Source organism: Hymenobacter sp. PAMC 26628 (assembly GCF_001562275.1).
Taxonomy (GTDB): domain Bacteria; phylum Bacteroidota; class Bacteroidia; order Cytophagales; family Hymenobacteraceae; genus Hymenobacter.
Genome location: NZ_CP014304.1, coordinates 3,813,978 through 3,839,791, shown reverse-complemented (window position 1 = coordinate 3,839,791; position 25,814 = coordinate 3,813,978). Strand labels below are relative to the sequence as shown.

Sequence of the window (25,814 nt, the reverse complement as noted above, 5' to 3'; positions counted from 1 at the left end):
GCAAGCTAGGGCCCCGGGGCCCCACGCGGGGCCCTACTTTTTGCGCAGCAGCAGCAAGCCGTCGCGCAGGGGCAAGAACACGGGCTCGACGCGCGGGTCGCGGGCCACCTGGTCGTTAAAGGCTTGTACGGCGGGCGTGTCCTTGTCGCCGGGCTTCAGCGCGTGGCCCGGCAGCACCTTGCCGCTCCACAGCACATTGTCGACGATCAGGAGTCCGCCCGGCCGTACCTGGCCGATAACTGCTTCAAAGTAAGCGGCGTTGGCGCGCTTGTCGGCGTCAACAAAGACCAAGTCCCACACTTCATCGGCCAACCCGGTCAAAACTTCGTGCGCGTCGCCGATGTGCAGCGTCACGCGCTCTGCCAAGCCCGCCGCTGCCACGTAGCGCCGGATGCGCGCCTCCCGCTCGGGGTTGATTTCGATGGTGTGCAAGTGCCCGCCCGCGGCCAGCCCCTCGGCCAGGCACAGGGTGGCGTACCCGCAAAACGTGCCAATTTCAAGCACCCGCCGGGGCCCCATCAGCTGGCTCAGCATACTCAAAAAGCGCCCCTGCACGTGCCCGCTGCTCATGCGCGGCAGGAGCAGTTGCAGGTGGGTTTCGCGGGTGAGCTGGGCCAGCAGCGGCGGCTCGGGGGCCGTGTGGGCGGCGGCGTATTGCTCGGAGGTCATTCTGGGGTAGGAGGGTAGGAGGGTAGGAGGGAGAATAGGGTCATTGCAGGGGATATTCCGCGCACCGAGCGGCGTCAATCCGTCCCGGTTTTCAACGGCCAACCGCCCGATGCGACCAACCATTTTCACCGTGCGGGAAAGATTTGTCACAAGAAAAGGCGCGGCGCTGAAACCCGCACGGATTGCCGCCGCTCGGTGCGCGGAACGTTCCGTGCACCGGCCCTCAAACCCGCCTACCCCCTCACCCGCCTACCCTGAACCCACCCCTCACCACCGCGCTTCGCGCCGCCAGTTGCCAATGGGTACCACCCGGGCCCGGAAGCCGTCGGCCAGGCGCGGGCCCCGGGCCGCGCACTGCCGGCGGCGCGCAGCAAAGGGGAAGGGCGCGTACCAGGGGATGCGGTCCTGGCGGTTTTGCAGCACCACCAGGGGCGGCAGGGGCAGGGCCTGCACGGCGATGGTGGGGTAGGGGGCCGGCCACACCAGCCGCCGGGGCAGCGTCAGCACCCCGCTGCGCCCGGTCACGCCGTCTACGCCGCTGATGCCCTTGATGCCGCCGATGCGGCCCAGCAGCCACAGCAGCCGCACCCGCTCGGCGAAGGAGCGCCGCGGCTTCTCCCAGAAGACGCGGACGAACTGGCCCGGCGTCCAGATGTCGGTGCGGATGAGGTGCGGGTATTGGGTGCGGAAAAAGGCCGTGTCGGCGGGCGCGGCCAGGCGGCGCTGCACGTCCCGGTACTCGGCCGGGCCGAGGGCCGGCGGAATGATGTAGTGGCGGTACTCGACGGCCAGCGGGCTGGCGAGCAGCAGCGCCCCGGTGGCCCCGGCGAAGGCCCCGGCCAGCGCCCGGGGCCGGTGCCGCGCGGCCGGCCACAGCACCGGCACCAGCAGCAGGGCCAGCGCGCTGAACAAAAAGCCGTAGCCGAACCGGAACGCCGGGGCCAGCAAAAACCAGAACGCCACCCCGCCCAGGGCCACGGCCAGCGCCGCCAGCAGCTGCGGGGCCTGGGGCAGCCGCCCGCGCCGGTGCTGCCACCCGCCCAGCGCCGGGCTCACGAGCAGCAGCCCCGGAATGGCCAGCAGCACCAGCTTGTTGGCGACGAACTGCTGCCGCCACCACAGCGGCAGCCAGAACCGCCAGGGCTTGCCGTGCACGCTGATTTGGTTGTAAAAGTCTGAATTGCGCGCGTACTCCGTGATGTATTCGCCGTGCAGGCGCAGCTCGGCCAGCGGGAATTTCCAGCTGGGGTGGAACAGGTCGACGGCCGCCACCGGGAACAGCAGGTAGCCGCTGAGCAGGTAGTTGCGCACCAGCCAGGGCCCGGCAATGGCCAGCCCCAGCCCCACCATCCCGCCCACGAAGCGCCCGTTGAATAGGCGGCCCGAGCGGGCCGCCCACCACAGCGCCAGCAGCAGCACGGGCAGCGTGGAGAGCTTCATGGTAAGGGCGAACACGCTCAGCAGCATCACCGCCGCGTGCGCCGTGCCCAGCGGCTGGCCGGGCCGGGGCGGCGGCAGCCGCAGGGCCTGCACCGCCACAAAAAACAGGAGCAGCGTCACGGCCGGGTCGGGCGAGAGCGAGGCCAGGTCGTCGATGACCCAGAACAGCATGGCCCCCGCCAGCAGCAGGCGCACCACGTCGGAAGGCGCGGCGCGGCCCCGGAGCAGCGGGCCGAGCCCCGCCAGGCCGTACCAGCCGAAGAGCACGAAAAATACCAGGTTGAGCACCTGCAACGGGCTGCCCACGTAGCGGCCCCAGCTAAAAAGCGCTTCCGGCACGAACCACGCCGAGTTGAAGCCGATGTGCAGCTCGACGTTGGCCAGCCCCGGCACGGTGCCCATTTCCTCCAGCCACCGCACCGACTGCGCGTGGTAGTAGCCCGTGTCGATGTTGATGGGCGGCATGGCGGCCACGGCCAGCGCGCACAGCGCCAGGGCCCCGCCCAGTGCTTGCACCACCCGGGGCTGCTGCCGCGCCGCCCGCCACTGCCGGCGCAGCAGCGCCCGGCTTTCCGGCTGCCACAGCCCCGCCCCGCCCACGGCCGCCGCCGCCAGGTGGGCCCCCGTGTGCAGGGGCCCCAGCAGCGACCATCCTTCCAGCAGCACCGTCAGCAGGGCCACGCCGCCCAGCCAGGTCGTCAGGGCCGAAACCGGCTCCTCGTCCGTCAGCCCCAGGCTGGCGCGCACGAGGCGCAAAAACCAGCACCCAAAGCCCAGCGGCAGAAGCAATGCGTAGCAACCGGCAAGTACGAGAATAACCATGGGGCGCGTCCGAAGTGATGGCCGGTGATTTTAAAGGCCTATGTTGTTGGTATTCAAAACAGAATAGACAGTAACGAGGCCCGCCAAAGCTACCGCTAAAACGCGGTTTCTTTGATATGGGCTAACAAATGGCTGGATTTTCATAAAAACGTGAAGTAGCCGTTGGGCCACTACTTCACGTTTCTCCGGCCAGGCCCCGAACACGGCGCGCCGCCCGACTAGCGGTCCGAGCAGCCAGGCAAGCGTTTCCAAAATCCGACCAATCCGCGCGAGTCCGCGGCTCAGGCAGGCTCCAGCCGGAACTGCCACACCCGGTAGCCCGACTTGCCGGTAACGTACTCGTGCGCCACCACTTGGAATAGCCCTTCGTAGCGGAACTGCTGGGCTGCCGGCGAAGGGGCAATGCGCCGAAACACCCGCACCGGCCGGCCCGTGGCCTGGCTGCGGGCCAGGCCCTGGTTGCGGTAGTTCAGGTCCTGGTCGGCGGCTTGGCGGCCGGTTTTGGGGTCGCGCCCGCCGTGCCCGGCGTACCAGAAGTAGTCGTCGTGGATGTCGTCGTCCTCGTACTGGTCGGCCAGGACGATGCTTTCGGCCCCGTGCTGGGCCGTGGCGCACACGCCCGCCCGCAGCGGCCGGTGCTGGCCCAGTTCGGCCAGCTCGTGGCGCGAGGCGAATAAGTCGCCGGCCCGCGCCGTGCCCACGTGGCCAAACACCGGCGCCTTGGGGCTCATTTCTCCTCGGGCAGGTATTGCAGCACGCTCAGGTGCTCCTCGGTGAGCAGTTCGTTGGCCATGTCGCGCAGCAGGGCGGCCGTCACGTGCTCAATCTGGCCGAAGATTTCGCTCAGCGGCTCCACGCGGCCCAGGTCGAGGGTGCTCTTGCCGAGCAGCTGCATCAGGCCCGAGTTGCTTTCCTCGCTCATGGCCAGCTGGCCCATGAGCTGGTTTTTGGCCACGTGCAGCTGCGTGGTGGTCAGGGCTTTGTCGCGCAGCAGCTTCAGCTCCTTCTGCACCAGGCCCAGGGTGCGCTTCACCTGCTTGCCCTCGGTGCCGAAGTAAATGCCGAACAACCCCGTGTCGGTGTAGGGCGAGTAGGTGCTGTCGATGGTGTACACCAGGCCGTACTTCTCGCGCACGGCCAGGTTGAGGCGCGAGTTCATGCCGGGGCCCCCGAGGATGTTGTTGAGCATGAAAAACGGGATGCGGCGCGCGTCGGCCAGCGGGTAGGCGGGCCCCCCCACCAGGCAGTGGGCCTGCGAAATGGGCCGGCTTTCGAGCTGCGTTTTGCGGGCGTAGGGCCCCACGCCGCGGCGCGCCCGGGGCCCCAGCCGGGCCGGCAGCGGCGCCAGAAATTTGTCGGCCAGCCGCTTCACTTCCTTAAACGGCAGGTTGCTGACGGAGCTGAACACCAGCCGGTCGGTGCGCACATTCTCGTGGTAGAAGGCGTGGAAATCGTCGGACGAAAAGCCGCTCACGCTCTCGCGCGTGCCCAAGATGTTGACCCCCAGCGGGTGCTCGCCGAACACCACCGTGTCGAAATCGTCGATGATGGCGTCCTCCGGCGCGTCCTGGTACATGCTCATCTCCTCCAGAATCACGCCGCGCTCCTTCTCCAGCTCGCGGCCGGGGAAGGTGGAGTTGAACGTGAGGTCCGTCAGCAGCTCAAACGCCCGCTCGAAGTGCGTGCTGAGCAGCGTGGCGTAGAAGCAGATTTTTTCCTTCGTAGTGTAGGCGTTCAGCTCGCCGCCCACGGTTTCGAGGCGGTTGAGGATGTGGAACGACTTGCGCTTGTGGGTGCCCTTGAAGGCCATGTGCTCCCAGAAGTGGGCCAGCCCCTGCTGGTGGGGCCCCTCGTCGCGCGAGCCCACGTCGAGCAAAAAGCCGCAGTGCGCAATCTTGGTGTGCAGCACCTGCTTGTGCAGCAGGCGAATGCCGTTGGGGTACTCGTGGATATCGTAATCAATCATAGAGACCACAAAACTACCGCCGCCGGCCGGAGGTTTCACCTGCCGTTCAACCCCACCCCCGGCCCCTCCCCAATGGGGAGGGGTGCGTTCAACGATTCACGTACTGGCACCCCTTCCCACCGGGGAGGGGCCGGGGGCGGGGTTACTCGCCCAGCGGGGCCAGCAGCTGCGCTACCCGGATGGTGTGGGCGCAGCGGAAATGCCCCAGCGGGCAAGCCGCGTGCCCGTGCAGGCCGCAGGGCCGGCAGTCGAGCCGCTCCTCGGTTTCCACCACCGCCGCGGCCGGGCCCAGGGGCCCAAACCCGAAGGTGGGCACGGTGCTGCAAAACACTGCCACCACCGGGGCCCCCACCGCCGAGCACAGGTGCAGCGGGGCCGAATCGTTCACGTAGTTCATCCGGGCCCCGCGCATGAGGGCGGCCGAGGCCAGCAGGCCCAGCTGCCCAGCTAGGCTCACGACGTTGGCGCGGCCGCTGTTCACGGCCAGGCGGTCGCAGACCAGTACGTCGGGCGGGCCCCCCAGCAGGTACACCGGCAGGCCGGGCGGCAGGGCGGCCAGCAGCTCCAGCCACTTGTTTTCGGGGTACTGCTTGGTGAACCACACCGACGTGGGCGCCAGGCAGAAGTAGGGCCCCCGGGCGGCGTAGGGCGCGGCGGCCGCCTCGTCGGCCGGGGTGGGGTAGAGGCGCGGGGCCAGGCGGGGCAGGCCGGCCGGGCGGGGCCCCCGGCGCTGGTGGCGCGGGTTGGTGCTGCGCGAGGGGGCCACCAGGGCCAGGTTGCGCTGCACCTCGTGGGTGCCGTTGCCGATGACGTGGGGCACGCGCCGCGTGAACCACCGGCTAAAAGGATTCTCGGCAAATCCCACCCGCTCGGGGGCCCCCGAAAACGCCGTGAGGAACCCCGTGCTGGCGAAGCGCTGCAGCGTGACGACGCGCCCGTAGCCGCCGGCCCGCACCTGCTGCGCCAGCTGCCAGAGGTTGGCGTATTTGCGGTACTTCTTGTCCCATACCAGCACCTGCCGGATGTGTGGGTGGCCCTGGAGCAGGGCCTCGTTGCCGCGCCGCACGAGCACGTCCACGGGCGTGGCGGGCTCGTGCTGGGCCAGGTATTCCACCAGGGCCGTGGCCAGAATTACGTCGCCGATGAAGGCCGTTTGGATGAGCAGGATGGGGCGAGTGGCGTCGGGCATGGCGGGGGGCAAGGGGGCAAAACTAGGGCTTGCCTGGCCTTTGCCCAACACCCCGATTTGGAAAATTCCAAACCGCTGCTTTACATTTGGCACAGCAGTTCTTTCTGAAAGGATTGTTTTTATAAAGAGGCGCGGAGAGACAGGCTCGATGAACCGCCGGCAACCCCCAGCTACCCGCTGGTACGGTGCCAATTCCTGATCATATAAAAACGAATTGCCATGCGCCCCCACTTCCCCCCGTCCGGTACGTTTCTGCTCGCTCCCCTGGCTTCGGCTCCGCGGTGTTGGGCCCCCGTGATGCCCGGCCGGGGTTGTTGAGGCCGCTCAACTTTCCCCGGCTATCGGCGCAGGCCCGCGGGTCGCGCCCCCAGTGCTGCCGCTAGCGGCGCACCCGTCCGGCGGTCCTTTTTCCTTGCTTTTGGGTAGTTGTGCGTCCGGTTCGCCGGGCTGGCCGGTGCGTGTTGGTGCGCCGGGTTAGTTCGCTGAATGGATGGTGGGTAACTACCTGTGGGCGAAGGAAAAGCGCAGAAATAAGGACGGAACATCCCTTTCATTCTCACATCTCCACATTCTCACATCATCACATTTTTTATGCCCCACCTCGAAGTATTGCCCCGCGCCCAAGCCCCCGCCGCCGCCCAGCCCACCTACGACGGCCTGCACGGCAAACTGGGCTTCGTGCCCAACCTCTACGCCACCTTCGCCCACTCGCCGGCGGCCCTCAACGGCTCCATCGGCTTCGGCGCGGCCCTGGCCAAGGGCGAGCTGGACGGCCGCGAAATCGAAACCATCTACCTCGCCGCCTCCGAAGCCAACGCCTGCGACTACTGCGTCGCCGCCCACACCACCGTGGGCCAGCTCCAGGGCCTGAGCGAAGCCGAAACCCGCGGCGTGCGCACCGCCAGCACCGGCGACGCCAAGCTCGACGCCGTGGCCGCCCTCACCCTCGACGTAGTGGCCAGCAACGGCCGCCCCGCGCCCGCCAGCCTCGACCGCTTCTTCGCCGCTGGCTACAGCAAGGCCGCCCTAGTGGAACTCATTGGGTTCGTGGCCCTGAACACGTTCAATAACTACGTGCAGCACATCGCCCAAGTGCCCATCGACTGGCCCGCGCTGCAAGAACAGGAAGCGTAGTAGTGCTTACAACGCAACAGGGCGCTTCCCCAGCCGGGGAGGCGCCCTGTTGCGTTGCCGAGGCCCTGCTGTATTCTAAAAGAACGTTTGCGAGAAATAGCGGTGATTCCAGAACGGAATGTACGTTTTGGTAAAATCAGCCTTGGTGATGACGTGCTTATCGAGTAGCCGCAGGCCCACCAGCGTAGGGTGGTACACAAAAACGTACAGGAAAACTAACGCCAAGGAGATGCTTGGGCCCAATGCTTCCCTGCCAAGGAACATGTGGAGCGGCAGGGGCCCCAGGATAAGCAAATAAAACAAGAATGTTTTCACTGCTGGTTGTAAATCGCTGTAGGGCAAATTTTTAAGCCGCCTTGTCGGCCGCGGCGTTCTTCCTGATGGCCAGGCCCAGCGCCACCGCCAGCCCTACCGCAATGGCGAAGCCCGCCGACGACGTGGCGATGCGCCAGGGCTCGTGCGTGGCCAGGGCGTGCAGAAAACCGCGCAGCGCGAACAGCATAAACAGCGAGTTTAGCACCAGCGGCAGGGCGAATTTTTTCATGGGCGGCGGTAATTAGCGGCTGGAGATGGAGCCGTTTGCGCCGGCAACTTACGGCCCGCCGCCGGAACGCCCAGCGCCGGGGCCCCGGGCTGCCCGCCGGGGCCCCGGGCTGCCCGCTGGGGCCCCGGCACCCGCCGCGCCGCTAACTTGCGGCCCCTAACCCACCCCACCTCCGCTATGCGCTACGCCCCCCTGGCCCCCGAGCTTTTTGTTGAGAACCGCCGCCGCTTCCGCGAGCTGCTGCCGGCCAATTCGTTGGCCATTTTCCAGTCTAACGACGTCATGCCCACCAACGCTGACGGCTCGATGGGCTTCCGGCAGAGCAGCGACTTGTTTTACTTGTCGGGCGTCGACCAGGAGGAAAGTATCCTCGTGCTGGCGCCGAACGCGCGGCTCGAAAGCCACCGCGAAATCCTGTTTTTGAAGGAAACCTCCGACCTGATTTTGGTGTGGGAAGGCCACAAGCTGACCAAGGAGCAGGCCCGCCAAAACTCGGGCATCCCCACCATTATGTGGCTGGAGAGCTTCAAAACCGTGCTGCCCGCGCTGATGAACGAGGCTGAGCAAGTGTACCTGAACTCGAACGAGCACATCCGGGCCGTGGTGGACGTGGAAACGCGCGACGCCCGCTTCATTAAGGCCATCCAGCAGCAGTACCCGCTGCACACCTACCGCCGCGCCGCGCCGCTACTGCACCGGCTGCGCGCCATCAAGGGGCCCCAGGAAGTGGAGGCCCTGCGCACGGCCTGCGCCATCACCGAAAAAGCGCTGCGGCGGGTGCTGGGCTTCGTGCAGCCGGGCGTGTGGGAGTTCGAGATTGAGGCCGAAATCGTGTACGAGTTTTTGCGCAACCGCAGCCGGGGCCCCGCCTACGGCAGCATCATCGGGAGCGGCAAAAACGCCACCGTGCTGCACTACACCACCAACGACGAGCAGTGCCAGGCCGGCGACGTGATTCTGATGGACTTCGGCGCCGAATACGCCAACTACGCCGCCGACCTCAGCCGCAGTATCCCCGTCAGCGGCAAGTTCAGCCCTCGCCAGCGCGAGGTGTACGAGGCCGTGCTGGCCGTGATGCGCTACGCCGAAACCCAGCTGCGCGCCGGCAACGAAATCGAAGCTTACCACAAAAGCGTGGGCGAAAAAATGGAGCAGGAGCTCGTCAAGCTCGGCCTGCTGAAAGTCGAGGACGTGGCCGCCCAAAACCCCGACCAGCCGCTCTACAAGAAGTACTTCATGCACGGCACCAGCCACTACCTGGGCCTCGACGTGCACGACGTGGGCGCCAAGTACCGCACCTTCGAGCCGGGCATGGTCTACACCATCGAGCCGGGCATCTACATTCCCGACGAAAACCTGGGCATCCGCCTTGAAAACGACTACCTCATCACCGCCGACGGCAACGAGAACCTAATGGCCACCATCCCGCTCGAAGCCGACGACATCGAGCGCCTCATGCAGCGGTAAACTTGATGCAGCGGTAAGACTGTAGCGTGGACTCTGCGAGTCCGCGCGTTTCGCTTCGTCCTGCCGATTACCGTGCGGCGACCGTTCAAACGCGTGGATTCGCAGAGTCCACGCTACACGCAAAAAGGGGCCCCGGAACATTGTTCCAGGGCCCCTTTTTCTTGATGAGGGTAAGAAAAAACGGTCATGCTGAGCGCAGTCGAAGCATCTCTCCCGCAGCAGTAATCAGTGATTAGTGGAGCAGTGGAGATGCTTCGACTGCGCTCAGCATGACCGTTTTTTAGCCTAACAGCCAACTTAACTATTTCCCCGTGGCTTGCACCAGCGCCGGCAGGTACTTGCTGAGGGCCTGCACCTGGGCTTGGGTGAAATTGCCCTGCACCGACACCAGCACGAAGGAATTGGCCTCGTCGGGCAGCTGGCCCACGGCGGCAAACTCCGACACCTTGTCGCCGCTGCCGCGGGTGGATACCTGGTAGCTGCTGGCTGCCGGGGCCCCCGCGCTCAGGGCGGTGTACTTTTCGCTTTGCAGCACGCCGGCCGCTTCGCTGCGCAAGCCCTGCTGGGCCAGCCCCTGCGCGGCCGCCGATACGGGCAAAAAGCTGATGAACCGAGCCGACCGGATGCCCGTGATGCCGTCCGTCAGCTCGGAGCCGCCGAGCAGCTTGGCGGCCTTCACTAGGGCCAGGCGCTGGAGCAGATCGGCCGACCATTGGGTGGTGTGGAAGCCGGGCTGGCCTTCGTACTTGTTGAAAAAAGCGGCCACCGTGCGGGCCGGGGCCCCACCGGGCCCGCTGGCGCGGCAACCCGCCAGCAGCAACAAACCCAACAGGAAAAACGAGGAAAATGGGGCGATAACGCGCTTCAGCATGACGAAAAGGCGGCGGGGAAATGACGGCCCGCCGCCCGCGCCGCCTCGCAAACGCCGGGCCATTTAGTTGTCAGCTATTCGTTGCCAGTTGTCAGATGGTCCATAGGTTGTTAACCAACAACTAACAACGAGTAACTGACAACCTATTGCCCCGGGGTCCTAATTCACTAGTTGTCAGTTGCTCGTTGTCAGTTGTTCGTTTGCTAATAAATCGTTGACTGACAACTGACAACTGACAACTGACAACTAGCAACGATCAACTAACTTAAAACGCCACTGCGTTCAGGAAAAACACGTCGCGGTCGGGGGCCCCGGGGCGGCGCACGCGCTGGTAGCCGCTGGCCACGAAGCGGGTACCAAACCAGGGCAGCAGCTCGTCGGGCTCCGAGTCGAGCACCTTGTCGGGCGAGCCGGCGGGGGGCGTGAACAAGGGCACGGCCAAGTCGTTGGGGCCCGTCGCGTCGCGGTCCACCAGCTTGTAGTGCAACTGGTCTTCGCGCAGGTAGGCCAAGGCTAAGCGGCCGTCGGGCAATGACTGGAGGCGCACGGTTTCCTCCAAGTCGCGGCGGTGCACATCGTTCAGCACGTAGGTGTTATCCCAGAGCAAGGCCCCGGCGCGGTCGAAGCCGCAGACCACCACGTGGCTGGTTTGGTAGCCGTCGGCGTCGCGCGGGTTGCCGTAGGCGCTGTTCATGCCCAGGGGCAGGTCGAGGGGCAGGCCGGCGTAGCCGGGCAGGCTGCGGCCGTAGCCACCGTAGCCCGAGCCGTAGTAGCGGCTGCCGGCGTAGGCGCTGCTGCGGTAGTGGGGGGCGTACACCTCGGCCACCAGCACGTAGCCGCCGTCGGCTTGGGGCAGCAACTCGTGCAGCAGCAGGCGGTAGCGCCAGCGCTGGGGCTCCGCAGCGTTGGCGTCGATGCGCTCGTTGCGGCGCTCCAGGCGGGCCAGGTGGGCGGGGTTGAGGTAGTCGAAAAAGTGCTTCAGCCGCCGAAAGTCATAGAACCGCAGCGATGACTGCCCCACGGCCGCCGCACTCAGGTCGGTGGCAAACAGGCCCTGGGCGTAGCCCGGGTCGCGCAGCGAGTAGGTGCCCGTAAGCAGGCGTGTGCTGGTGTCCTGGGGTGGGCTGAGCTGGGCCGTGATGAGGCTGCGGTCGCTCTGGGCCTGCACGTACTCGGAGCTGACGAGCTGCCCGCGGTCGGTGAGCTGCTTGAGCTGCAGGCGGCTCTTGCGGCCGTTAGTTTGGGTGAGCACGTATTCGGCGCGGCCAACGGCAGCGTCGGCCACGAAGCTGAGCTGGGTGGGCAACTGCTCGTACACCGAGGCCAGGAATTGCAGCCGGCCGGTGGCCACGTCCAGCAGCAGCGCCGTGAGGTGCTGGCCGTCGTTGAGCGTCACGGTGGCAAACAAGTGCCCGTCCATCGCCTTGAGGTCCACCACTTCGCGGGCCGTTTTCGTTTCAAACACCTGCGTGAGGGCCTGGCCGCCCTGGGCGTCGTAGGCCGCCACCAGAAACCGCCCGGGCACCCGCGTCGAGCCAAACAGGGCGTACACGATGCGCGGCTCGGCGCATAAGCGCACGAAATTGAACTCGTCGGGCACGTCCACCGGCCGCTCGGTGCGCAGGCGCAGGTCGCGGTCGTACTGCTGAAACGCAAACAGCGTTTCGCGGCCCCCCGGCCGGCCGGGCCGGCCCAGCAGCAGCACCACCGAGCTGTCGGCCGGCAGGGCCTGCACGTGGGCCTCGCTGGTGCTGGGGTCCAGGTCCAGCTCGATGCGGGCCGCTTGGGTGGGGGCCCCGGGGGGCGGCGGCAGGGGCGCGCCGCCCCGGTCTTGGGCGCGAAGGGGCCCGCCGGGGCCCAGCAGCAAGCACGCTGCCAACAGCAAGGAGTACAGTGTTTTCATGCCCGTTCCGCTAATGGGCCGCCCAGGGGGTGGGGCCCCGGGAACGGCAGTATTTTAAAGGTACGCCCCGCGCCGCTAGTACGCAAGCCGGGCCGCGCTGGCTAACGCGGGCCGCGGGCAAGTCGTTCGGCCGGGGCCCCGCCTCACGCCGCGCCCAAGGCCAAAATCAGGTCAAACTCGTCGGGCCGCACGGGCAGCACCGACAGGCGCGATTGCCGCAGCAGGGCCAGCCCGGCCAGCCGCGCGTCGGCCTTGAGGGCGGCCAGCGCCACGGGCCGGGCCAGGGGCCCCACCGGGCGCAGGGCCACCGCCACCCAGGGGGAGCCGGCTTCGGCGGTGGCGTCGGGAGCGGCCCGGGCAGCCACTTCGGCCAGGCCCACCACGGCTTTCTCGCTCATGCTGTGATAAAACAGCACTTGGTCGCCGGGCTGCATCAGGTTCAAGTTGTTGCGGGCTTGGTAGTTGCGCACGCCGGTCCAGGCCGTGCCGTCGTCGCGGAGGAAGTCGGCCCAGGAATACGCTTCGGGTTCGGATTTGACGAGCCAGTAGTTCATGCAGCAGGGGAGGGGAAAATAATTTCCAATGAAACAATGTATGTACATTTAATGTATATACATTTGTAAACCGTTTGCGCACGGCGCTGCGCCGACGCTTTGGTTCTGGCTTCAAAATTATTCCGCCCTTTTCGTATGGCCCCCTCCGTTCTGCATTTGGCCGCCACCCGCGGCCACGCCAACCACGGTTGGCTCGATTCGTTTCACACCTTCAGCTTCGCCAACTACCACGACCCGGCCCGCATGCACTTTGGGGCCCTGCGCGTGTTGAACGACGACACCGTGGCCGGGGGCCGGGGCTTCGGCCGCCACCCGCACCAAAACATGGAAATCATTTCCATCCCGCTCGCCGGCGATTTGGAGCACCAGGATTCGCTGGGCAACAAAACCGTGGTTCGCCAAAACGACGTGCAGGTGATGAGCGCCGGCACCGGCGTGGCCCACTCCGAGAAAAACCACAGCCTGCACGACGCAGTCAAGTTCCTGCAAATCTGGGTGATACCCAACGCCGAAAACGTGGCTCCACGCTACGGCCAGCAAACCTTTCCGCCCGAAGCGCGCCACAACCGCCTGCTGCAAGTAGCCTCGCCGAGCCCCGACGACGCCGGCGTGTGGCTGCACCAAGACGCCTGGTTTCACCTCGGCACCCTCGACCAGGGCTTCGCCGCCGAGTACCGGCTCAAGCAGCCCGGCAACGGCGTGTACGCCTTTGTGCTGGCCGGCGACGTGACCATCAACGGCCAGGCCCTGCACCGCCGCGACGGCTTCGGCCTGTGGGAGGTCGATAAGCTCGCCATCACGGCCGACAGCAACACCGAATTGCTACTGATGGAAGTGCCCATGCTCGGCTAGGGGCCCGGCGCTGATGCCCCGGCCGCGCCGCGCGCCGGGGCCCTAATATTTACCATAACCCACTCATTTCCAATGCAAACTCACCTCACCCGCGCCGCCGACCGTGGCCGCAAAGACATTGGCTGGCTCAAAAGCAATTTCACGCTGAGCTTCAGCTCCTACGCCAACCCGCTGCGCAACGGCTTCGGGCTGCTGAAGGTGTTCAACGACGACTTCGTGCAGCCCGGCGGCGGCTTCGGCATCCACGGGCACGCCAACATGGAAATCATTTCCGTGCTGCTCGCCGGCTCCATGAACCACAAGGACTCGCTGGGCTACTCGGAAGTGATAACGCCCGGCGGCGTGCAAATCATGAGTGCCGGCTCGGGCCTGCGCCACGAGGAGTACAACGTGGGCGAAGACGAGGTAAACTTCCTGCAAATCTGGATCGAGCCCAAGCTGCAAAACGTGGGGCCCCGCTACCAGCGCCGCCAGTTCCCGGAGGAGAAGCGCCGCAACCAGCTCACCACCATCGTCAGCAACGAGGAAGGCCAGGCGCACTGCTGGATCAACCAGAACGCCAAGCTCTCGCTGGGCCACTACGAGCAGCCCACCGCGGTGGACTACGCCCTCAAGCCGTTGAATAAGATGGTGTTCCTGTTCGTCATCAGCGGCACCGTAACCGTAGCCGGCCAGGAAGTAGGCACCCGCGACAGCCTGGGCATTTGGGATACGGATACGATTCGCTTCGAAACCAGCGCCGACGCCCGGTTTTTATTGATTGAGGCCCCCATTAATCACTAATTTGTTGATTTTTAATTATAAAAAGGTCGTCATGCTGAGCGTAGCCGAAGCATCTCTCCCGCGGTAGTAAACCCAATCGATTGGATTAGTTGAGCAGTAGAGATGCTTCGGCTACGCTCAGCATGACGGCCTTTTATATTCCTTGTAAACAGCTATTTTCTTATCTACTAGAGTTTTAACCACGTCACCCCATGAGCAACCAACTCTTAATCGGCATCGACAGCTTCGTGGCGGCGGGCATCGACCCGGCCACGGGCCAGCCCATCGGCCCGGCCGACCGGATGGAGCAGCTGCTGGAGGAAATTGCGCTGGCCGACGAAGTGGGCCTCGACACCTTCGGCATCGGCGAGCACCACCGGCGCGACTTCCTCGACGCGGCCCCGGCCATGATTTTGGCGGCCGCCGCGGCCCGCACCAAGCGCATCCACCTCAACAGCGCCGTGACCGTGCTCAGCGCCGACGACCCGGTGCGCGTGTTCCAGAACTTCGCCACGCTCGACCTGCTCTCGCAGGGCCGGGCCGCCCTGATTGTGGGCCGCGGCTCGTTCACGGAGGCGTTTCCGCTCTTCGGCCTCAACCTGAACGACTACGATTCGCTCTTCACCGAGAAGCTGGACTTGCTGCTGAAAATCCGGGACAACGCCACCGTTACGTGGTCGGGCCGGCACCGGGCCCCGCTCAAAAACCAGGGCATTTACCCGCGCCCGCTGCAAGAAAAGCTGCCCATCTGGCTCGGGGTGGGCGGCACGCCCGAGTCGTTCGTGCGCGCCGGGGCCCTGGGCTTGCCCCTCATGATTGCCATCATCGGCGGGGAGCCCCACCGCTTCCGCCCGCTCGTGGACCTGTACCGCGAGGCCGGCCGCCGTGCCGGCCATCCCGCCGAGCAGCTGAAAGTGGGCGTCCACGTCTTCGGCTTCGTGGGCGACACCACCCAGCAGGCGGCCGACGATTTCTACCCAGGCTACGCCAAAATGTTCGCCACCATCAGCAAGGAGCGCGGCTTCCCGGCGCCCACCCGCGGGCAGTACGACGCCACCCGGGGCCCCCGCGGCGCCTTCATGATCGGCGACCCCGAGACGGTAGCCGCCAAGCTGCTGGCCGTCAGCGAATCGCTGGGCGGCCTGGCGCGCATTTCCCTCCAAATGACCAACCTGCTGCTGCCCCACGCCAAAATGCTGCACGCCATCGAGCTGCTCGGCACCCGCGTGGCCCCGCTGGTGCTGGTGTTGGCTTAGATATTAGTTGAGAAACTAAGCTAAGAAAGGTCGTCATGCTGAGCGCAGTCGAAGCATCTCTATTGCGCAAGTAATCATGTTTACTGCTGCGGTAGAGATGCTTCGACTGCGCTCAGCATGACGACCTTTCTTTATCCTGTTCTTTCAGAAATAACTATTTGCCCAGCAACGTTTTTAAGTACGCCTCGAAGCCCGCGGGGCCCCCGCTGACGTAGCCAATCTTGCCCAGGATTTTGCCGTCGGGCGCCACCACCACGGCCAGCGGAAACTCGCCCTCGCGATTGAGCTGGGCCTTGGCTGCGTCGTTGCGCTTGATTTGCTCGGGCGACGGCTGGTTCTGCGGTTTTTGTGGGAAGTCGAAATGGGCCAGTACCAGCCGGTCCTTGGCGTAGGCCACGAAGGCGGGCTGGGCAAACACCTCGCGCTCGTACTTCACGCACGGCGCGCACCAGTCGGAGCCCGAAAACACGGCCACGATGGGCCGGCCGGTGGCCTTGGCCCTGGCTTGCGCGGCGGCCAAATCGGTAAGGCCCCAGTTGGCTACCAAATTAGCCGCTGGGGCCCCCGGCGGGGTTTGGGCCGCGGCGGGGTGGAAGGGTGCGGCGGCCAGGGCCCCCAGTAGGGCAAAGCGGAGTAGCATAGGGAGGAAATAAAAAATTGTCATTCCGAGCGAAGCGAGGAACCTGAAGCAATGCTTGGCCCAGGTTCCTCGCTGCGCTCGGAATGACAGCAAGGCAAAAACTACGCCCGGGTGGCGGGGGTGCCGTAGCCGAAGTTTTCGGCCGGCTCGCCGGTGGTGGCCAGCGGCACGTCGTCCACATCATCCACGGTGAGGGTGAGCAGACCGGCGATGATCATGGCGGCGCCGCCCACCATTAGCGTGTAAATGGGCTGATCGTGGAAAACGTGCTTGGTGAGGGGCCCCAGGATGAGGCCGGCCGCGCCCTGCGGCAGCACCACGAAAAAGTTGAACACGCCCATGTAGTAGCCCATTTTGTTGGAGGGCAGGGCCCCGGCCAGCATGGCGTAGGGCACGCTCAGGATGCTGGCCCAGGCAATGCCCACGCCCACCATCGACAGCAAAATATAGTGGTAGTCGTGGATGAAGTAGATGGAAATCAGCCCCAAGCCGCCCAGCACCAGGGCCAGCATGTGGGTGAAGCGCCGGCTGGTGCGGCGCGCCACGATGGGCAGCAGCAGCGCCATCACGGCCGATAAGCCGTTGTAAACCGAGAAGCACACGCCCACCCAGTCGCCGCCCTTGTTGTAGAGGGCCGAGGTGGTGTCGGTGGTGTGGAACACGTGGCTGGTGACGGCCTGCGTGGTGTAAATCCACATCGAGAACAGCGCGAACCACGAGAAAAACTGCACCACGGCCAGCTGGCGCATGGTTTTGGGCATCTTGAAAATGCCGGCAAACGACTCCCGAAAGCCGTGCGCGATGCCGGCCGTGCGGGCCTTTTCGGCCTCAAACTCGGCCAGGTCGGCCGGCGGGTACTCGCGGGTGCGCAGCACCGTCCAGAGCACCGCCAGGAAAAACACCACGCCGCCCGCCGTGAACGAGTAGCGTACCGACGCCGGGATGTGGCCCGCCGCCGCCACGTTGGCCACGTGGAACCAGTTGGTGAGCACCCAGGGCAGCGACGAGGCCACCACGGCCCCCACGCCGATAAAAAACGTTTGGGCCGCGAAGCCCGTGGTGCGCTGCTCCGAGGGCAGCAAGTCGCCCACCAGGGCCCGAAATGGCTCCATGCTGATGTTAATGCTCGAATCCATGATCCAGAGCATGCCGGCCGCCATCCACAGGGCCGTCACGTTGGGCATCACCAGCAGCGAAATCGAGGCCAAAATGGCTCCTACCAGAAAGTAGGGCCGGCGGCGGCCCCAGCGCGGGCTCCAGGTGCGGTCGGAGAGATAGCCGATGATGGGCTGCACGATGAGGCCCGTGGCGGGCGCGGCCAGCCACAAAAAGGCGATTTCATCGGTTTTGGCGCCCATCGTCTCGAAAATCCGGCTCACGTTGGCGTTTTGCAGGGCAAAGCCGAACTGGATGCCGAGGAAGCCGAAGCTCATGTTCCAGATTTGCCAGAACGTGAGGCGGGGCTTGGCGTGGGTAGAATGGGCGGACGTAACGGCTCCAGCGGCCATAGAAGTGGGTGGGATTTAGGGAGATGCGCGATGAAGATGGGGCCCGGGGCCCCATCTTCCAAATCTATTTTTTTAACTCGACCACCATTACCGTGCGGGCAGGTACGGCCAGGGTTTTCAGGTCGGGCACGGGGGCCCCGGTCACCACGTCCTGGCCCGAGGCGAAGCCGGCGGTGCGCTCGGCGAAGCGGTTGCCGTCCACCTGCTTGGCGTCCTTGGTGTTGTTGGCGATGACCATCACGCACTCGCCGGCGTCGGTGTAGCGGAAGTACGTGTACACGCCGTCCTGCGGGATGAACTGCATCAGCTTGCCGCTGCTGAGCACGGGGTGGCTTTTGCGGTAGTTGGCCAGCTTGCTCACGTAGTCAAAGGCCTCGCCGGCCTGGCCCGGGCGGGCCGCGAAATAGTTGGTTTTGTCGCCGGCCCAGCCGCCGGGGAAGTCTTCGCGCACCTTGCCGTCGGGGTCCGAGAAGTTCTTCATCAGCACCTCCGTGCCGTAATAGAGCTGCGGTGTGCCACGTAGCGTGAGCAGCCAGGCCAGTCCCATTTTGTACTTAGCAAAGTCTTCACCAATAACCGAGTAGAACCGGCTCATGTCGTGGTTGTCGAGAAACGGCACGTTGCGCGTGGCGTCGGTGTACATCCAGTCGCCCTGCAAAGCGCGGTACAGCTTGGTCAAGTCGCCGCCGTCGCCCTTCAGCACGTCGCCGATGCCGAAGCAAATCTGGAAATCGAGCACGCCCGGCAGGTTCGACTTAAAGCCGTTGACGGGCGGAAAAATGTTCTGCGCGAAGAACGCCTGCTCGGCCTCGGTGCCCTCCCAGGCCTCGCCAAACAGCGCCAGCTTGGGGTACTCGTCGGCAATGGCCTTGCCCCACGCCATGAGAAATTGCGGCTCGGAATAGGGGTACGTGTCGATGCGGTAGCCGTCGAGGCCGGTGCTTTCCACCCACCACAGGAAGTTCTGGATCAAGTACGTGGCCACCAACGGATTGCTCTGGTTCACGTCGGGCATGGTGGTGTCGAACCAGCCGTCGTTTTCCAGTTTGCGGTCGATTTTGGAGCCGTACGGGTCGTTGAGGACGAAGGCGTTGTAATTGCTGCGCGTGAAGGTGGGAAACGCGTGGAACCAGTCGGCCGCCGGCTGGTCGCGGAACAAGTGGTGGTAGCTGCCCCAGTGGTTCAACACAATGTCCTGCACCACTTTAAGGCCATGGCCGTGCGCATTTTTCACGAACTGCACGTACTCGGCGTTGGTGCCGTAGCGCGGGTCCACCTTGTAGCAATCCGTCACAGCGTAGCCGTGGTAGCTGGCCTTGGGCATGTCGTTTTCCACGATGGGCGTGGGCCAGATGGCCGTGGCCCCCAGCTGTTTAAAATAGCCGAAATGGTTCTCAATTCCCTTCAGGTCGCCGCCGTGGCGGGCGTACATCGAGTCGCGGGCGATGTGGTTCACACGGGTGCCTTTCACCACGTCGTTCTTCGGGTCGCCGTTCGAAAAACGGTCGGGCATCAGCATGTAAATGAAGTCGGCCTGCGTAAGGCCCTGCGTGCGCAGCGGGTCGGCATTACGGGCGCGTAGCTCGTAGCTATAGGTGAAGTTCTTAGCGCCTTTGAATTGCAGCTTAATCTTGCCCGGCTTGGCGTCGGGCCGCACCGTGAGGCTGAGCAGCAGGTAGTTGGGGCTGGTCAGCTTCTCTACCTTGTCGAGGGTGACGCCGGGGTAATTAGGCTGCGTCACCGTGCTGCTGGCCAGGCCGGGGCCGTGCACCAGCAGCTGCACCTGGGGGTTTTTCATGCCCACAAACCAGTAGGTGGGGTCAATGCGGTCGATAGCCGCGCTGGCTTTTTGGGCGTGGGCCGGCGTTTCTTTGGGGCCCCGCAGCGGGGCGGCGTGCACCGCCGAAGCGGCCAGTGCCCCGGCCAAAGCCAAGGCAGACAACGGGAATATTTTCATGGACAGAGCGAGGTAAGTAACGCAGGAAGTAGCCGCTGCCAATGCTGCCGCGCCGTGGCGGTGCAACGGCCGGGGTGCACAAACGCGGGCACGGGGCCCCACGCGGGCCGCCGGGCAGCGTGGAAAATTACGGCTACGTGCCGAAACTTTGATGAAAAAGTATCAATTACCCCGCCGGCCCAGGGCCCCTACGGCCGCTTCAGCTTTAGCACGCCGTGGTGCAACGAGATGATTTCCAGGGTGTAGTCGGGCGCGCTGTTGTCGGCCAAATGGATGCGCAGGTGGTCAGGGTTAAGGGCCGTCCAGGTGCCGTCGTGTCCAATCAGGCCGTCGGTGGGCGCGATGTCAAACTCGGTGAAGCGCCCCGCCGTCCCGATGGCAAAGCCCGTGCGGCCCCGGCTGGGCCCAAACTTATAAGTGTTGGGCCGGTACACCAAGGTGTCGCCGCGGGTTTCTTCCTGCGCCTGTAGCCACGTGCCTTGCAACGCGGCGGGGTTGACGGCCGCCCGGTTGGAGCGGCGTTGCTGGCACGTGGCCGTCAGAAGCAGCAGTAGCAGCAATCCTAACGAGCGGGACGGAGCAGAGACCATAAGTGTGGAAGTTAACGTAAACGCACCTAGGCGGCGGGTCCTCTGCGGGCCCCCAGCCGCCGCCCGCAAGCTACGCCCGGCGGTACCTTCGCTCACCCAAACGACCTATTCCTGTGGACAACCGCGCCCTTACCCGCGCCTTTCGGCTGGCGGCGCAGCTCATGGAGCTGCACGACGAAAACCCCTTCAAAATCCGGGCCCTCGAAGGCACCGCCGCCTCGCTGGAAGCCCTGAGCTTCCCGGTGGCCGAGGTGGAGCGCTCCGGCCTGCCCGACCGCACCGGCCTGAGCAAAACCGCCGCCGCCAAAGTGGCCGAGCTGCTCGACACGGGCACGTTCTCGGACTTGCAACGCCTGCTCGACGCTACCCCACCCGGTGTGGTGGAGCTGCTGAAAATTAAGGGCATCGGCCCGAAAAAAATTAGGGCCCTGTGGCGCGAGCTGGGCATCGAAAGCGCCGAGCAGTTGCGCGACGCCGCCGAGGCCGACCAGGTGAGCAAGCTCAAGGGCTTCGGCCAGAAAACCCAGCAAGCCATCCTGGAAGCCCTCGAATTCACCGACCAAAGCAAGGGCAAGCTCCTTTACCCGCAGGCCGAAGAGCTGGGCGAAGCCCTGGCCCGCCGCCTGCGCGAAGCCCTGGGCACCGACCAAGTGGCCGTAGCCGGCGAAACCCGCCGCCGCCTCGAAACCGTGGAAACCGTGGCCCTGGTGGCCGCCACCGACGCGCCCGAAAAGGCGCACGACCTGCTCAACTCGCTCGACGGCTTGGTGCCCGCGCCGGCGCAGTCGGGGCCTTTTGCCTGGCGCGGCACCGCCGCCGGCTCGGGCGTGGCCGTGGAAGTGCTGCTGGTGGCGCCGGAAGATTTCGTGAACGAGCTGTTCCTGCAAACCGCCACCGAAGCGCACCTCGCCGAGCCGCTGCCCAGCGCCGCCGGCCAGGGCCCCGGCCAGCCGGCCACGCTGCGCCAGTGGGCCCGCCGCGAGAAATTCGAGCGCGAAGAAGCCCTTTACGAGCGCGCCGGCCTGCAATACCTGGTGCCCGAGCTGCGCGAGGGCCTGGGCGAAATCGCGCTGGCTGCCGAAAACAAGCTGCCCCGCCTGCTCGAAGACGGCGACATCCGCGGCTCGCTGCACAACCACAGCACCTACTCCGACGGCAACCACTCGCTGCGCGAAATGGCCACCTGGCTCCGCGACCACGGCTTCGAATACCTAGGAATATGCGACCACTCGCAGGCCGCCCACTACGCCAACGGCCTCAGCGCCGACCGCGTGCGCCAGCAGCACCAGGAAATTGACCAGCTCAACGCGGAGCTGGCGCCGTTCCGCATCTTCAAGGGCATTGAGAGCGACATCCTCAGCGATGGGGCCCTGGACTACACGCCCGACGTGCTGGCGAGCTTCGATTTCATCGTGGCCTCGGTGCACTCCAACCTGAAGATGGACGAGCGCAAGGCCACCGACCGCCTGCTGCGCGCCATCGCCAACCCGTACTGCACCATGCTGGGCCACCCCACCGGCCGCCTGCTGCTGCGCCGCCAAGGCTACCCCATTGATTACAAGGCCGTCATCGACGCCTGCGCTCAGCACCAGGTCATCATCGAAATCAACGCCAACCCCTGGCGCCTCGACCTCGACTGGCGCTGGGTGCGCTACGCCCTCGACCAAGGCGTGCAGCTCAGCATCAACCCCGACGCCCACCACACCGACGGCTACGCCGACACCCGCTACGGCGTGCTCATGGGCCGCAAGGGCATGCTAACCAAGGAGATGACTTTCAACACCAAATCGGTGGACGAAGCCGCCACCTACTTCGCCGCCCGCAAAGCCGCCATCAAGCCGTCCGAGGTGTTTAGAACGTCGCTGTTTGAGTAAGCTGTCATTACTTAGGCTGGTAGGCTCAAGTTAGGCCGTCATGCTGAGCGCAGCCGAAGCATCTCTACTGCTGAGTAATTCAATCAATCGGTTTACTGCCGCGGTAGCGATGCTTCGACTCCGCTGCGCTGCGCTCAGCATGACGGCCTCATTGGACGGTCTTATTAGCATGATGGCCTGATTGAACGGCCTTAATTATCAGGGCCCCCAGTTCTAAAATGAAGATCCTCGTCCTCCGCTTTTCCTCCATCGGCGACATTGTGCTGACCACGCCCGTGGTGCGGGCCCTGGCGCAGCAGGTGCCGGGCGCAGAGGTCCACTTTGCCACCAAGCCCGCCTACCGGGGCCTGTTGGAGCCCAACCCGCACATCGCCAAAGTGCACGTGCTCAGCGGGTCGCTGCGCGACTTGGTGCGCGAGCTGCGAGCGGAGAAATTCGACTTCATCGTCGATTTGCACAACAACCTGCGTACCCGGCTGCTCAAGCTGCAGCTCAACGTGAAATCGGCCAGCTTCGACAAGCTGAACCGCCAGAAATGGCTGCTAGTTAACTTCAAAATCAACACCCTGCCCAAAGTCCACATCGTGGACCGCTACCTGGCCGCCGCCGCCCCGCTGGGCGTGCGCAACGACGGCCAGGGCCTCGACTACTTCATCCCCGACGGCCAGGAAATCGACCTGCGCGACCTGCCCACGGGCTTCCAGCGCGGCTACGTGGCGGTGGCCATCGGGGCCCAGCACGCCACCAAGCGCCTGCCCGTCGAGAAGCTCATCGCGCTGTGCGCCAAACTCAACCGGCCCATCGTGCTGCTCGGGGGCCCTGAGGACGAGACTACCGGCCACGTTATCGAGCTGGCGTTTGACGCGGGCGCGGGCCGCGCCGAGCCCACGGCCCGCATCCCCGAGAGCCCGTACTATTTCCCGAAGAACGCGCCGGCGCCGTTCGCTAGTCCGCTCATTCACAACGGTTGCGGGCGCTACTCGCTGCACCAGTCGGCCTCGCTGCTGCGGCAGGCGCAACTGGTGGTGAGCCACGACACAGGCCTGATGCACATCGCGGCGGCGTTCAAAAAGGAAATTTTCAGCGTGTGGGGCAACACGGTGCCCGCCTTTGGCATGTACCCCTACAAAACCGAGTTCAGGGCCCTGGAGGTGCTGAACCTGAGCTGCCGCCCCTGCTCCAAAATCGGGTTTGCGAAGTGCCCGCAGGGCCATTTCAAGTGCATGAACGACCAGGCGTTAGATTTGAATCTGCCGCCGCCTCGCGACGGCCGCTAGGGGCCCCAGGATTAGTTGTCAGCTACTCGTTGGCAGTTGTCAGTAAACCACTTACGAACCTAACAACTGACAACGAGCAACTGACAACTAAAAAGCCACCATGTCCGACATCTGCCAACACCTCGCCCACATCACCCACATCATCCACATCATCCCGGATGCCCAGCACGTGTGCCCCGAGTGCGTGGCCCTGGGCGACGCCTGGGTGCACCTGCGCACCTGCCAGGAATGCGGCCACATCGGCTGCTGCGACGACTCGAAGAACAAGCACGCTACCCAGCACTTCCACGCCACGCAGCACCCCGTCATCGCCTCCGCCCAGCCCGGCGAGCGGTGGCTCTGGTGCTACATGGACGAGCAAATGGTAGAGTATTAGGGCCCCGGTAAAAGTCTGCCGGAGCCATAAAAAGGATCAGGCAAACTTTTTGCGCTGTATCCGTATATTTGTCTCACAAAAAATAAGGGGCCGAACCTCACGGCCCAGCCCCTTATCCTACTTAATCCAGTGTTCGGCGGCTGTTAAGGCTCCACCGCCCACTAGAAACCAAAGCAGCCATTTTACTAGCCCTTCGGGTATTCGGACGTCAAGCCTGAACTTAACCTCCGATTTCGCACGTTCCTTTTCCATCTGGATGAGAAGATTAGGTGCTTCAACACCTACTTCTTGAACCCTCGGTTGTTACCAGCAGCCGGGGGTTCACCGTTTATAGGCAACCGCGTTGGCGAGGTGTATACCGTGCGTTGGGCCAAAGGTAACGGCTTGCGAGATGCAGAAGGGCCCTGTTGAGTATTCAACAGGGCCCTTCTGCATCTCATATTTTAGTTTGTTTGCCACCAGTTTGCAATATCATTCAATAAATGGTTTTCCCTATCAGTGGCTTTTTCAAGATTTGCAGGGTATACACTTACTCCTAGATAAATATTGTAATGAAGGACGAACAACGCGCCTTCGTACCGAAAAATCCAATACAAAGTATCGAGGCCATCAAGTTTATTGATAAACGCCACGTTAAATCTCGTTTCTAATTTATCAGCAGTACTATAGAAAAAACTATAATCGCAGTTGTCATCAATAATCAACTCATTGTATCCATTCACCCTGTTTATCTTAACCATTTTATGTACAGGATATGCCTAAAATACAAACCAAACAACTACCCAATCTTGCTGAAGCCGCAGTAGCTGTGCAGCACCTCGGGCAGCTCGATGCCGTCGGCGGTTTGGTTGTTTTCCAGTAGGGCGGCTACGATGCGGGGTAGGGCCAGGGCCGAGCCGTTGAGCGTGTGCAGGAGCTGGGTTTTGCCGCCGTCGGCGCGGTAGCGGCACTTGAGGCGGTTGGCCTGGTAGGTTTCGAAGTTGGACGCCGACGACACCTCGAGCCAGCGGCCCTGGGCAGCGCTCCACACCTCCAAATCATACGTTAGGGCGCTGGCGAAGCCCATGTCGCCGCCGCACAGGCGCAGCACGCGGTAGGGGAGGCCTAGCTTTTGGAGCAGGCTTTCGATGTGGGCCACCATGCCGTCGAGGGCCGCGTAGCTGTTTTCGGGCTGCGTGATTTGCACGATTTCCACCTTGTCGAACTGGTGCAGGCGGTTGAGGCCCCGCACGTCGGCGCCCCACGAGCCGGCTTCGCGGCGGAAGCAGGGCGTGTAGGCCGCGTTGCGGATGGGCAGCTGCTCGACTGGAATAATCTCGTCGCGGTAGAGGTTTGTCACCGGCACCTCGGCCGTGGGGATGAGGTAGAGGTCGTCCTTGGCATCGTGGTACATCTGGCCTTCCTTATCAGGCAGCTGGCCGGTGGCGGTGGCGCTGGCCTCGTTCACCACAATGGGGGGCTGCACCTCGGTGTAGCCGGCCTCGCGGGCCTCGTCGAGGAAAAAGTTGACTAGCGCCCGTTGCAGCCGGGCCCCCTGGCCTTTGTACACCGGGAAGCCGGCGCCCGTGATTTTGATGCCCAGCTCAAAATCGATGATGTCGTACTTTTTAATCAGCTCCCAGTGCGGCTGGGCGCCGGTGTACAGTTCGGGCTTGGCGCCGTGCGCGCACACCAGCTCGTTGTCGGCGGCGGCGCGGCCTTCGGGCACGCTGGCGTGGGGCAGGTTGGGCAGCTTGTAGAGCAGCTGCTGGATGGCAATTTCTACCTGCGTGAGCTCGTCGGCGGCAGCTTTGGTGTGCTGTTTCAGCTCCGTGGTGCGGATTTTCAGGGTTTCGGCGCCGGCCCGGTCGTCGCTTTTCATCAAGGCCCCAATCTGGCGGGCGAGGTCGTTGGCTTCGGCCTGGGCGGCGTCGTGGGAGGTTTGTAGGGCCCGGCGGCGCTGGTCGAGGTCGAGGATAGCAGCCACGTCGGCGGGGCCGGTGGGGTAGTGTTTTTTGGCGAGGCCGGCCAGTACCCGGTCGGTTTGTTCTTTGAGGACGGAAACTTGCAGCATGGGACGCGGGTTGTGAAGAATCGGCAGCAAAGGTAGACCGCCGGGCATCCGATTTGGCAGTTTGCCCGTAATGCCCTAACATTGCGGTAGCAACCGGCCCCCGTGGCCGG

General features: G+C 64.5%; 23 protein-coding genes and 1 riboswitch. Of the genes, 8 read left to right on the top strand and 15 right to left on the bottom strand.

The features are described 5' to 3' along the window. Positions 1-33: 33 nt before the first annotated feature. The 5 genes from AXW84_RS16710 to AXW84_RS16690 form a co-directional block, all read right to left on the bottom strand. Positions 34-669, bottom strand: coding sequence for an O-methyltransferase (locus AXW84_RS16710; RefSeq protein ID WP_068235773.1), 636 nt, complete (start codon positions 667-669; stop codon positions 34-36). Between the two features lie 267 nt (positions 670-936). Further along, positions 937-2,931: an LIC_10190 family membrane protein gene (locus tag AXW84_RS16705; protein ID WP_157887085.1), complete on the bottom strand. Its 1,995-nt coding sequence runs from the start codon at positions 2,929-2,931 to the stop codon at positions 937-939. A gap of 281 nt (positions 2,932-3,212) precedes the next feature. Next, on the bottom strand, positions 3,213-3,662 hold the full coding sequence (locus AXW84_RS16700) for a YDG/SRA domain-containing protein (protein WP_068235765.1): 450 nt from the start codon (positions 3,660-3,662) through the stop codon (positions 3,213-3,215). Beyond that, complete coding sequence (locus tag AXW84_RS16695; RefSeq protein WP_068235762.1) at positions 3,659-4,897, bottom strand: M16 family metallopeptidase; 1,239 nt, start codon at positions 4,895-4,897, stop codon at positions 3,659-3,661. Before AXW84_RS16695 ends, AXW84_RS16700 begins: the two co-directional genes overlap by 4 nt. 142 nt (positions 4,898-5,039) lie before the next feature. Continuing rightward, positions 5,040-6,086, bottom strand: coding sequence for a glycosyltransferase family 9 protein (locus tag AXW84_RS16690; protein WP_068235759.1), 1,047 nt, complete (start codon positions 6,084-6,086; stop codon positions 5,040-5,042). 116 nt (positions 6,087-6,202) lie between these two features. After that, a riboswitch (SAM riboswitch) is annotated at positions 6,203-6,296 on the top strand. 381 nt (positions 6,297-6,677) lie between these two features. On the opposite strand from AXW84_RS16690, the gene AXW84_RS16685 reads away from it, so the two are divergent. Next, on the top strand, positions 6,678-7,220 hold the full coding sequence (locus tag AXW84_RS16685) for a carboxymuconolactone decarboxylase family protein (RefSeq protein WP_068235751.1): 543 nt from the start codon (positions 6,678-6,680) through the stop codon (positions 7,218-7,220). Positions 7,221-7,295: 75 nt separating this feature from the next. Here AXW84_RS16685 and AXW84_RS26270 read toward each other — a convergent pair whose 3' ends face one another. Beyond that, complete coding sequence (locus tag AXW84_RS26270) at positions 7,296-7,418, bottom strand: hypothetical protein (protein ID WP_257722068.1); 123 nt, start codon at positions 7,416-7,418, stop codon at positions 7,296-7,298. A 148-nt stretch (positions 7,419-7,566) separates the two neighbouring features. Then, on the bottom strand, positions 7,567-7,764 hold the full coding sequence (locus tag AXW84_RS16680) for a hypothetical protein (protein ID WP_068235747.1): 198 nt from the start codon (positions 7,762-7,764) through the stop codon (positions 7,567-7,569). A gap of 177 nt (positions 7,765-7,941) precedes the next feature. On the opposite strand from AXW84_RS16680, the gene AXW84_RS16675 reads away from it, so the two are divergent. Continuing rightward, entirely contained in the window at positions 7,942-9,231 is a 1,290-nt protein-coding gene (locus AXW84_RS16675; protein WP_068235744.1) for an aminopeptidase P N-terminal domain-containing protein, read from the top strand. Between the two features lie 301 nt (positions 9,232-9,532). Here the strand turns inward: AXW84_RS16675 and AXW84_RS16670 are convergent, their stop codons facing one another. The 3 genes from AXW84_RS16670 to AXW84_RS16660 form a co-directional block, all read right to left on the bottom strand. Further along, the gene (locus AXW84_RS16670) at positions 9,533-10,102 is read right to left on the bottom strand and encodes a DUF4252 domain-containing protein (protein WP_068235741.1); all 570 of its coding nucleotides are present in this window, start codon (positions 10,100-10,102) and stop codon (positions 9,533-9,535) included. Between the two features lie 265 nt (positions 10,103-10,367). Then, positions 10,368-12,005 (bottom strand): hypothetical protein, encoded by a 1,638-nt coding sequence (locus tag AXW84_RS16665; protein WP_068235738.1) that lies wholly within the window; start codon positions 12,003-12,005, stop codon positions 10,368-10,370. Between the two features lie 143 nt (positions 12,006-12,148). Further along, positions 12,149-12,559 (bottom strand): EVE domain-containing protein, encoded by a 411-nt coding sequence (locus AXW84_RS16660; RefSeq protein ID WP_068235736.1) that lies wholly within the window; start codon positions 12,557-12,559, stop codon positions 12,149-12,151. A gap of 135 nt (positions 12,560-12,694) precedes the next feature. Between AXW84_RS16660 and AXW84_RS16655 the strand changes: the two genes are divergently transcribed. From AXW84_RS16655 to AXW84_RS16645, 3 genes are all read left to right on the top strand, one after another. Then, positions 12,695-13,411, top strand: a complete 717-nt coding sequence (locus tag AXW84_RS16655) for a pirin family protein (RefSeq protein ID WP_068235734.1) — start codon at positions 12,695-12,697, stop codon at positions 13,409-13,411. Between the two features lie 72 nt (positions 13,412-13,483). Further along, the gene (locus AXW84_RS16650; RefSeq protein WP_068235732.1) at positions 13,484-14,194 is read left to right on the top strand and encodes a pirin family protein; all 711 of its coding nucleotides are present in this window, start codon (positions 13,484-13,486) and stop codon (positions 14,192-14,194) included. 191 nt (positions 14,195-14,385) lie between these two features. Beyond that, the gene (locus AXW84_RS16645; protein ID WP_068235728.1) at positions 14,386-15,429 is read left to right on the top strand and encodes an LLM class flavin-dependent oxidoreductase; all 1,044 of its coding nucleotides are present in this window, start codon (positions 14,386-14,388) and stop codon (positions 15,427-15,429) included. 154 nt (positions 15,430-15,583) lie between these two features. Here AXW84_RS16645 and AXW84_RS16640 read toward each other — a convergent pair whose 3' ends face one another. The 4 genes from AXW84_RS16640 to AXW84_RS16625 all read right to left on the bottom strand — a co-directional run bounded on the left by AXW84_RS16640 (position 15,584) and on the right by AXW84_RS16625 (position 20,124). Further along, complete coding sequence (locus AXW84_RS16640) at positions 15,584-16,069, bottom strand: thioredoxin family protein (RefSeq protein ID WP_068235726.1); 486 nt, start codon at positions 16,067-16,069, stop codon at positions 15,584-15,586. Between the two features lie 101 nt (positions 16,070-16,170). Then, positions 16,171-17,577 (bottom strand): MFS transporter, encoded by a 1,407-nt coding sequence (locus AXW84_RS16635; RefSeq protein ID WP_068235724.1) that lies wholly within the window; start codon positions 17,575-17,577, stop codon positions 16,171-16,173. Between the two features lie 64 nt (positions 17,578-17,641). Continuing rightward, a complete protein-coding gene (locus tag AXW84_RS16630) occupies positions 17,642-19,534 on the bottom strand; it encodes an alpha-amylase family glycosyl hydrolase (RefSeq protein WP_068235722.1) in 1,893 nt (630 codons plus the stop codon). A gap of 188 nt (positions 19,535-19,722) precedes the next feature. Beyond that, positions 19,723-20,124 (bottom strand): hypothetical protein, encoded by a 402-nt coding sequence (locus AXW84_RS16625; RefSeq protein WP_068235719.1) that lies wholly within the window; start codon positions 20,122-20,124, stop codon positions 19,723-19,725. A gap of 113 nt (positions 20,125-20,237) precedes the next feature. Here AXW84_RS16625 and AXW84_RS16620 point away from each other — a divergent pair, with 113 nt between their 5' ends. The 3 genes from AXW84_RS16620 to AXW84_RS16610 all read left to right on the top strand — a co-directional run bounded on the left by AXW84_RS16620 (position 20,238) and on the right by AXW84_RS16610 (position 23,651). Next, positions 20,238-21,998: a helix-hairpin-helix domain-containing protein gene (locus AXW84_RS16620; RefSeq protein ID WP_068235716.1), complete on the top strand. Its 1,761-nt coding sequence runs from the start codon at positions 20,238-20,240 to the stop codon at positions 21,996-21,998. Between the two features lie 218 nt (positions 21,999-22,216). Then, complete coding sequence (locus AXW84_RS16615) at positions 22,217-23,275, top strand: glycosyltransferase family 9 protein (RefSeq protein ID WP_068235714.1); 1,059 nt, start codon at positions 22,217-22,219, stop codon at positions 23,273-23,275. 100 nt (positions 23,276-23,375) lie between these two features. Then, positions 23,376-23,651 carry a UBP-type zinc finger domain-containing protein gene (locus AXW84_RS16610; RefSeq protein WP_068235712.1) on the top strand — a complete coding sequence of 92 codons (276 nt, stop codon included), beginning with the start codon at positions 23,376-23,378 and terminating at the stop codon, positions 23,649-23,651. Between the two features lie 778 nt (positions 23,652-24,429). Here the strand turns inward: AXW84_RS16610 and serS are convergent. Next, positions 24,430-25,704, bottom strand: coding sequence for a serine--tRNA ligase (gene serS / locus AXW84_RS16600; protein ID WP_068235704.1), 1,275 nt, complete (start codon positions 25,702-25,704; stop codon positions 24,430-24,432). Positions 25,705-25,814: the final 110 nt, after the last annotated feature.

Bases quoted from the DNA above. Each gene is read 5' to 3' on its own strand.
- AXW84_RS16710 (WP_068235773.1), bottom strand. From the start codon at position 669: ATGACCTCCGAGCAATACGCCGCCGCCCACACGGCCCCCGAGCCGCCG.
- AXW84_RS16705 (WP_157887085.1), bottom strand. From the start codon at position 2,931: ATGGTTATTCTCGTACTTGCCGGTTGCTACGCATTGCTTCTGCCGCTG.
- AXW84_RS16700 (WP_068235765.1), bottom strand. From the start codon at position 3,662: ATGAGCCCCAAGGCGCCGGTGTTTGGCCACGTGGGCACGGCGCGGGCC.
- AXW84_RS16695 (WP_068235762.1), bottom strand. From the start codon at position 4,897: ATGATTGATTACGATATCCACGAGTACCCCAACGGCATTCGCCTGCTG.
- AXW84_RS16690 (WP_068235759.1), bottom strand. From the start codon at position 6,086: ATGCCCGACGCCACTCGCCCCATCCTGCTCATCCAAACGGCCTTCATC.
- AXW84_RS16685 (WP_068235751.1), top strand. From the start codon at position 6,678: ATGCCCCACCTCGAAGTATTGCCCCGCGCCCAAGCCCCCGCCGCCGCC.
- AXW84_RS16680 (WP_068235747.1), bottom strand. From the start codon at position 7,764: ATGAAAAAATTCGCCCTGCCGCTGGTGCTAAACTCGCTGTTTATGCTG.
- AXW84_RS16675 (WP_068235744.1), top strand. From the start codon at position 7,942: ATGCGCTACGCCCCCCTGGCCCCCGAGCTTTTTGTTGAGAACCGCCGC.
- AXW84_RS16670 (WP_068235741.1), bottom strand. From the start codon at position 10,102: ATGCTGAAGCGCGTTATCGCCCCATTTTCCTCGTTTTTCCTGTTGGGT.
- AXW84_RS16665 (WP_068235738.1), bottom strand. From the start codon at position 12,005: ATGAAAACACTGTACTCCTTGCTGTTGGCAGCGTGCTTGCTGCTGGGC.
- AXW84_RS16660 (WP_068235736.1), bottom strand. From the start codon at position 12,559: ATGAACTACTGGCTCGTCAAATCCGAACCCGAAGCGTATTCCTGGGCC.
- AXW84_RS16655 (WP_068235734.1), top strand. From the start codon at position 12,695: ATGGCCCCCTCCGTTCTGCATTTGGCCGCCACCCGCGGCCACGCCAAC.
- AXW84_RS16650 (WP_068235732.1), top strand. From the start codon at position 13,484: ATGCAAACTCACCTCACCCGCGCCGCCGACCGTGGCCGCAAAGACATT.
- AXW84_RS16645 (WP_068235728.1), top strand. From the start codon at position 14,386: ATGAGCAACCAACTCTTAATCGGCATCGACAGCTTCGTGGCGGCGGGC.
- AXW84_RS16640 (WP_068235726.1), bottom strand. From the start codon at position 16,069: ATGCTACTCCGCTTTGCCCTACTGGGGGCCCTGGCCGCCGCACCCTTC.
- AXW84_RS16635 (WP_068235724.1), bottom strand. From the start codon at position 17,577: ATGGCCGCTGGAGCCGTTACGTCCGCCCATTCTACCCACGCCAAGCCC.
- AXW84_RS16630 (WP_068235722.1), bottom strand. From the start codon at position 19,534: ATGAAAATATTCCCGTTGTCTGCCTTGGCTTTGGCCGGGGCACTGGCC.
- AXW84_RS16625 (WP_068235719.1), bottom strand. From the start codon at position 20,124: ATGGTCTCTGCTCCGTCCCGCTCGTTAGGATTGCTGCTACTGCTGCTT.
- AXW84_RS16615 (WP_068235714.1), top strand. From the start codon at position 22,217: ATGAAGATCCTCGTCCTCCGCTTTTCCTCCATCGGCGACATTGTGCTG.
- AXW84_RS16610 (WP_068235712.1), top strand. From the start codon at position 23,376: ATGTCCGACATCTGCCAACACCTCGCCCACATCACCCACATCATCCAC.
- serS (WP_068235704.1), bottom strand. From the start codon at position 25,704: ATGCTGCAAGTTTCCGTCCTCAAAGAACAAACCGACCGGGTACTGGCC.